General features: G+C 44.5%; 4 protein-coding genes and 2 pseudogenes. 1 reads left to right on the forward strand and 5 read right to left on the reverse strand.

The features are described from left to right. Positions 1-89: 89 nt before the first annotated feature. A pseudogene (locus A3M5_RS23090) lies at positions 90-629 on the reverse strand (helical membrane plugin domain-containing protein); the annotation flags it as partial. Beyond that, positions 622-3,579, reverse strand: a complete 2,958-nt coding sequence (gene fdhF, locus A3M5_RS0115095; protein ID WP_018394616.1) for a formate dehydrogenase subunit alpha — start codon at positions 3,577-3,579, stop codon at positions 622-624. The pseudogene A3M5_RS23090 and the gene fdhF, both read right to left, overlap by 8 nt. Positions 3,580-3,728: 149 nt before the next feature. On the opposite strand from fdhF, the gene A3M5_RS0115100 reads away from it, so the two are divergent. Beyond that, complete coding sequence (locus A3M5_RS0115100; protein WP_018394617.1) at positions 3,729-4,199, forward strand: low molecular weight protein-tyrosine-phosphatase; 471 nt, start codon at positions 3,729-3,731, stop codon at positions 4,197-4,199. 87 nt (positions 4,200-4,286) lie between these two features. Here the strand turns inward: A3M5_RS0115100 and A3M5_RS26870 are convergent, their stop codons facing one another. The 3 genes and pseudogenes from A3M5_RS26870 to A3M5_RS26195 all read right to left on the reverse strand — a co-directional run. After that, entirely contained in the window at positions 4,287-5,234 is a 948-nt protein-coding gene (locus tag A3M5_RS26870) for a methyl-accepting chemotaxis protein (RefSeq protein WP_502685420.1), read from the reverse strand. Next, positions 5,232-6,377: pseudogene (locus tag A3M5_RS26875) on the reverse strand (PDC sensor domain-containing protein); the annotation flags it as partial. The pseudogene A3M5_RS26875 and the gene A3M5_RS26870, both read right to left, overlap by 3 nt. A 320-nt stretch (positions 6,378-6,697) precedes the next feature. Next, positions 6,698-7,529 (reverse strand): methyl-accepting chemotaxis protein (locus A3M5_RS26195; RefSeq protein ID WP_034298668.1); only part of this gene is annotated, 832 nt, incomplete at its 5' end.

The following is a 7,529-nucleotide window of genomic DNA, read 5'->3' on the forward strand; positions in this document are numbered from 1 at the left end:
GCGATTCCGATGACTGACACACCAGCGGCGGCAACCATCCATCCTTTCGATACTCTTAGCTGTTTTTGCTCGTGAATGGGCTCCGGCTGCATGTCCATTTTTTCAGCTTGTAGAATTGTTCCTGCCTGATCTTCCGGCAACTGTGTCGTTCGTTCAAGCTCTTGCTTGTTTTCGCCCATTCCTTTTAAAAACGTGAATAACAAGCTAATGGCTCTTTTTACTTCCGGTGTTGAAAGTGAATAGATCATTGACACATACCCCGTATCTTCTTTATCTGCTTGTGCCATGCGGGCAATTCCGTTATTTACTTTTAGAATAACCGGCTCCAGCTGCTGGACATTTAACGTTCCAAGCATCCCGAGCATGAGGAGAAGGTTTTTAATCGTATTAGCGGTTTCGGGCTTATCGGCCGCCTTCACGACTATATCGAGTACGCGGTCACCTTGTCCGAAAAGACTGTTCACCATATTTAACACGTTGCGGTCCTTCATCTTATTGATCACACTAAATAATTCCTTGATGACTTCTTTATTATCGGCAAGCATCTGTTCAATTTCTAACAAGTCCTGTTTCCGTTTTTCTTCTTCCGTTAATTCGATATGATGGATTTTCGTTATCGGCTTAGCCATGCTCTCTCTCCCCCTTTTTCACTAACTCACCAGGGAAGATATAATCAGCACGCGCCCATTTTTTCTCTACTTGTACACCTATTTGCGGCTGCGGGTTTCCATTTCTGTAATTAATGCGCGGCAACGGGCTCTCACCTTTTTCTTTTAAAATGTCCATTGTCGCGCTAATTTCTTTGTACGCCGGTGTGTCTGTATCTTTATCCGCATGGCTGCCCGTTAAATAATTAATAGCCCCTTCACCTGAATCATTCATCGGCAAGTACACTTCTTTCCCTTTCACCCGGTCTGTTACGAGGCATTTCACTTTCACACTGCCATAAGGTGATGTGAGCCGTACGAGTGTCCCATCTTCAAGTTCCCTGTCCTCCGCAAGCTCCGGTGATACTTCAAGAAACACTTCTGGCGTTTTAGACGTAATGCCTTTCGATTTATATGTCATATTGCCTTCATGAAAATGCTCAAGTAGCCGGCCATTGTTAACATGAAGATCGTATTCTTCGGCAAATTCGAGCGGTTTCGTCCATTCCACCGGAAATAACTGTGCTTTTCCGTCCGGAAATGGGAACTCGTCGATAAAAAGGAGCGGTGAGTCCACACCATCTTTCGCGACAGGCCACTGTAAACTTTTATATCCTTCTAATCGTTCATACGAAACACCTGCATAAAGCGGAGATAGACTTGCGGCTTCCGCCATGATGTCTCCCGGATGATCATATTGCCAGTCCGCTCCGAGGCGGTTCGCAATGTCCATAATAATTTTCCAATCCGGTTTTGACTCACCTAGCGGCTCTAGTGCCTGATAGAGACGCTGAATCCGGCGTTCTGTACTCGTAAATGTCCCTTCTTTTTCAAGGCTCGGACTCGCCGGCAAAACAACATCGGCAAATTCAGCCGTTTTGGATAAAAAGATGTCTTGAACAACGAAGAAATCTAGTTTTTCAAATGCTGAATGTACGTAGTTTATATTCGAATCAACAAGACCCATGTCTTCCCCTTTTAAGTACATCATTTTTACTTTTCCATCATGAATGCCTGCAACCATTTCATGATTGTTTAATCCAGGTTCAGATGGGATTTTAACGCCCCAGCTTTTTTCATATTTTGAACGCACGTTGTCATCTGCTACCCTTTCATAACCTGGAAAACGATCTGGCATGCTGCCGAAATCACTCGCTCCCTGCACGTTATTATGACCGCGGAGCGGATAACTTCCTGCACCTGGTTTCCCGTAGTTTCCTGTTATTAAGAGCAAATTAGAGATCGCTGTACTCGTATCACTTCCGCCCATATGCTGTGTAACGCCCATCGCCCACAAAACACATGTCGTTTTAGCTTGATGAATGTGCTCCGCAAGTTGAATAAGCGTCTCTTTTTTAACACCCGTCACACGAGCCGCATATTCCATCGTAAACGGTTCTAAACTTTTTTTATATTCATCTAGTCCATTCACACGGTTTTTTAAAAAGCGTTCATCTTCCCATCCTTGATCGACAATGTATTTTGTTACAGCGGACAACCAGACCAAATCAGTCCCTGGTTTAGGCTGAATAAAGAGATCCGAGCGATCCGCCATTTCATGCTTACGTAAATCGGCGACAATTAATTTCTGTCCTTTTAACTTATGAGACCGTTTTACTCTCGTCGCCAAGACAGGATGTGACTCTGACGTATTCGAACCGACAATTAAAACGAGCTCTGACTGCTCAATATCCGTAATAGAACCTGAATCGCCGCCATAGCCGACCGTTCTGAAAAGCCCCATCGTTGCCGGCGTCTGGCAGTAACGTGAACAGTTGTCCACATTATTCGTACCAACCACCCCACGAGCCAGTTTCTGCATTAGATACGATTCTTCATTTGTACATTTTGAAGAGCTAATAAACGCCATTGAATCCGGCCCATACGTTTTGTTCGCTTCTATGAATTTGCCGGCAATCAGCTCGAGCGCTTCTTCCCATCCCGCTTCACGGAACGCGTCGCCTTCACGAATGAGCGGCTTCGTCAACCTTTCCTCGCTGTTGACGTAATCCCAGCCGAATTTCCCTTTTACACATGTTGAAATGCCATTTGCCGGCGCTTCAATTTGCGGTTCCACCTTTAAAATTTTCCGGTCCTTTGTCCATACATCAAAGCTGCAGCCGACACCGCAATATGTACAAACCGTCTTTGTTTTCTTAATATTTTCTTCCCGCATCGCCGCTTCCATATCCGAAATAGCTAAAATCGATCCGTAGCCTGTTTCCACATTTTTCGTCAGCTCGATCATCGGGCGAAGCGTTGCTTTCGCAATCCCTGTTAAAAAACCTGCTTCCCCTTCCATTCCTTTTTCAAGCATCGCATTACATGGACAGACCGTAGAGCAATGACCGCACGAGACGCATGATGATTCATTAATCGTCGTGTTTTTATCCCAAATAACACGCGGCTTTTTTAAGCTCCAATCGATTGAAAGTGTTTCAGTCACCTGCACATCCTGGCAAGCTTCTACACACCGTCCGCATAGAATACATTGATCCGGATCATACCGGTAAAAAGGATTCGTATCGTCTATTTCATACGGCTTCGGAGCAAAAGGAACACTCTGATGATTAATCTTCATTTCTTTTACCGTGTTGTGGATTTCACATCCGCCATTGTTGTAGTCACAAACGGTGCAATAAAGCTCATGATTGTGAAGGATGCGATCCATACCAATCAGCTGTGCTTCTTTTACTTCAGGCGAAACAGAATCAATCACATCTCCTTCTTGAATGACCGTGGAACAGGATCGGACAAATTCGCCATTCACTTGTACAATACACGTATCACATGTCTCAATAGGCCCGAGGCTCGGATGATAACAAACACTCGGAATAGTGAGCGAACGATCCGTTAATGCGTGTAAAATCGTTTGATCATTTTGCAGGCTTGCTTCTTCCCCATTAATAGTGACTCGTACGTGTTGTGACAAAATGTTTTCCCCCTCCCCATTTCAAGAAAATTCTGTTTTTTATTCACGATTCCCTTCTTTTAAACCTTTCAAACTGTTTGCTTCGTAGGCGAATGAATGCATCTTTATTCGATCATGGTATACTTAGTCATAAAAAGGAGCTGACAAAAGTGATTAACGTACTGTTCGTCTGCCTTGGCAACATTTGCCGTTCACCAATGGCAGAAGCTTTATTTCGCGACTTAATCGAAAGAGAAAACTTGAGTGATACCATTACGGTTGATTCTGCCGCTACAAGTTCATGGCACATTGGCTCGCCGCCTCATAAAGGTACGCTTGGTATTTTAAAAGAATACAACGTGTCAGCAACAGGACTAGCTGGGCGACAATTAACGAAAGAAGACTTCGACCAGTTCGACTACATCATCGGTATGGATGAAAGCAACATTCGCAACATTTACGATATGACTGGCCAGCCTGATCATCCGAAAATCATTCGACTGCTTGATTTAACAAATCATAAAAAAGATGTACCCGATCCGTATTACACGGGCAATTTCCAAGAAACATATGAACTGGTCACAGACGGCTGCCAGGCGTTACTTGAGAAAATTCGTGCCGAACACAATTTGACACATTAAAGACGAATTCGCCGTAAACCATTTTTAAAACAAAAATAAGGCTGTCCCAGTCAATTATTCATTGACTTTTGGAACAGCCTCTTCGTTTTACACTTTAAATCGATCAACTGCTTCTTTTAACTCACGTGCAATTTGATTCATTTCATCCGTCGCTTTTGCGACACGCTCCAACTCCACTTGCTGAGCAGCCGCTGATGCACTCACCTGCTCGGCGGAAGCGGCTGTTTCTTCAGATATCGCCGACACATTTTGAATCGACAGCATCGCCTGCTCTTTCTGTCCGACCATTTCCTGTAGCTTCAATGTCAGCTCATCGACTGAATGCCCAATACGTTCCGCGATTTCAGCCTGCTTCGCAAACGATGACTCTGTATGAGACACCGATTCATTTTGCCCGTCCATAAGCAACATATTCTCATCAATGACCGTAGACGTCTGCTTCGATGCGTGTAAAATATCCTGCACCGTCTTTTGAATGATCTCGGTCTCTTTCCGCGACTGCTCGGCCAACTTCCGGACTTCTGCCGCTACAACCGCAAACCCTCGTCCATGCTCACCTGCACGCGCCGCTTCAATCGACGCATTCAGTGCTAGTAAATTCGTCTGCGCCGTAATGCCATGTATCGACTCAATGACCGTCTCAATTTCACTAATATTTGATGACAAGCCTTGCATTTGATCCTTCACACGCACATTCATCGCATTCACCGCCACGTTATGCTCACGAAGCAATGCGACTTGCGACAAACCTTGCGCCGTCGAATCCCCTGCCTGCTTCGATAGTTCATTCATCTCACTAGACAATACCGACAACGAATCAATCCGGTCCGACAAACCAGCCATTTGATTCCCCGTATCTTCTGTATCCTCCGACTGAGTCGACGCCCCCTGTGCAATCTCATCTACCGCCGCCGCTACTTCCTGATTTGACGCGACTACTTCTTCAAAAACGTGCTGCACATCGTTCGAAGACCGATTCAAATTCAACGTCGAATCACGCACCGTTTGAACGACTCCACTCACTTTATCCAGCATATCGTTAAAGGCATAGGCGACTGCACCAATTTCATCGTTCTGAAGATGCCCGGTATCTACTTTTTCTGTTAAATCACCCGTTGCCGCTGTTTCAATCGATGACTGCAAAAAGCGAAGAGGTCTTAGCTGACGATGAATAAACCAAAGCGTCGCCACAGCCATCATCAAAATCATCACAATCGCCGCAATAACCGTCACAACGATCGTCTGTTTAAACGCGGCCAAAATACTTGATTTTGGGACCGCCGTCTGCACAGTCCATTCCTCATCAATACCGTTTATCCACACCGGTGCAAATACATTATACGAACTTTCACCTATAGTCTGTGAATCTGCATAAAGCGCCAACTCTTTTCCTTCATCAATGACTGGCTTAATGCTGCCCCAATCCCTTGTTTCATCAATATTCGTACCAACATGATTCTTATCCATACTGTCCGCCACAATAACACCTTGATCTGTAATAATACGGCCATAACCATTTTTGGGCGCACCGCTTTCAGCAAGTTCTGCCATAAACTCAAGCGAAAAGTCTGCTACAATGACACCTAAAAACGTGCCATCTGAAGCGGTTAGTGGCATTGCAATGGATGACATATTGATTATTTTACCGTCCACCTCATACTCATACGCTTCAGTCAATACAGGCCGCTGTTCATTTTTTGGAATCAGGTTCCAGTCTGCTTCTTCATATCCTTTCAGGCTTTCGACCTCAATATCACTTTTCCCATTATATACATAAGGAACAAACTGCTTTTTCCGGTCGATAAGTGTCTTATCTACATTCGGTTCAATCGGCACTGTTCCGCTTTCAAGAACAATCCCTAGACCGAATAAATGCTCATTTCCCGCAAAAGTTGTCTGCAACGTATGGAGTGCAGATGCCGCTGTTAACTTCCCATCTCCCTGCATCGACTCCATCATCATTTTCATCGTTTGCAGCATTTCTGCCGTTTCCTCAAAACGGTCACCAATTTTTGCAGCCGACAGCTGTGTATTTTTAATCGCATACGATTCCGCATCGTCAATGCTTTTGTTATATAGCATTACATTTGTCACAGCCGCATACACCACAAACAATAGCAAAAATAGACCAATAATAAGGATTGATAACTTCCGCGCAATACTTTTTTTCTTTTTCATCTAAATCCACCCCTTCGTACCCATACTTTTATACTACCATTATCTATCGTCACTAAGTGAATATTTTAAATATTTCCCGAAAAATGATTTTGATATAATCCTATTTTTTTCTTGATCATTTCACTTTAACGTATCCATGGTTTTTTCATTACTTTACATTTTTCAAATATCCATCATTTGTATAAAAAAGCAGGGCTATTTTAATCAGTGAATACCTGAATAAAATAGCCCCGTTTCACAACGACATTTATTTTTTGACGATAAACACTCATTTTATTTATAGGACAGAGTTCTTTAGCAATAGCATGAAATGATTCACCCTATACTTTAAACCGGTCAACTGTTTCTTTTAACTCGCGTGCAATTTGATTCATTTCATCCGTCGCTTTTGCGACACGCTCCAACTCCACTTGCTGAGCAGCCGCTGATGCACTCACCTGCTCGGCGGAAGCGGCTGTTTCTTCAGATATCGCCGACACATTTTGAATCGACAGCATCGCCTGCTCTTTCTGTCCGACCATTTCCTGTAGCTTCAATGTCAGCTCATCGACTGAATGCCCAATACGTTCCGCGATTTCAGCCTGCTTCGCAAACGATGACTCTGTATGAGACACCGATTCATTTTGCCCGTCCATAAGCAACATATTCTCATCAATGACCGTAGACGTCTGCTTCGATGCGTATAAAATATCCTGCACTGTCTTTTGAATGATCTCGGTCTCTTTCCGCGACTGCTCGGCCAGCTTCCGGACTTCTGCCGCTACAACCGCAAACCCTCTTCCATGCTCACCTGCGCGCGCGGCTTCAATCGACGCATTCAGTGCCAGTAAATTCGTCTGCGCCGTAATGCCATGAATCGACTCAATGACCGTCTCAATTTCACTAATATTCGATGACAATCCTTGCATTTGATCCTTCACACGCACATTCATCGCATTCACCGCCACGTTATGCTCACGAAGCAATGCGACTTGCGACAAGCCTTGCGTCGTCGAATCCCCTGCCTGCTTCGACAGTTCATTCATCTCAGTAGACAATACCGACAACGAATCAATCCGGTCCGACAAACCAGCCATTTGATTCCCCGTATCTTCTGTATCCTCCGACTGAGTCGACGCCCCCTGTGCAATCTCATCTACCGCCGCCGCTACT

This window comes from Bacillus sp. 37MA (assembly GCF_000372765.1).
Lineage (GTDB): Bacteria > Bacillota > Bacilli > Bacillales > Domibacillaceae > Domibacillus > Domibacillus aminovorans.

Bases quoted from the DNA above. Each gene is read 5' to 3' on its own strand.
- A3M5_RS26870 (WP_502685420.1), bottom strand. From the start codon at position 5,234: ATGCTGGATAAAGTGAGTGGAGTCGTTCAAACGGTGCGTGATTCGACG.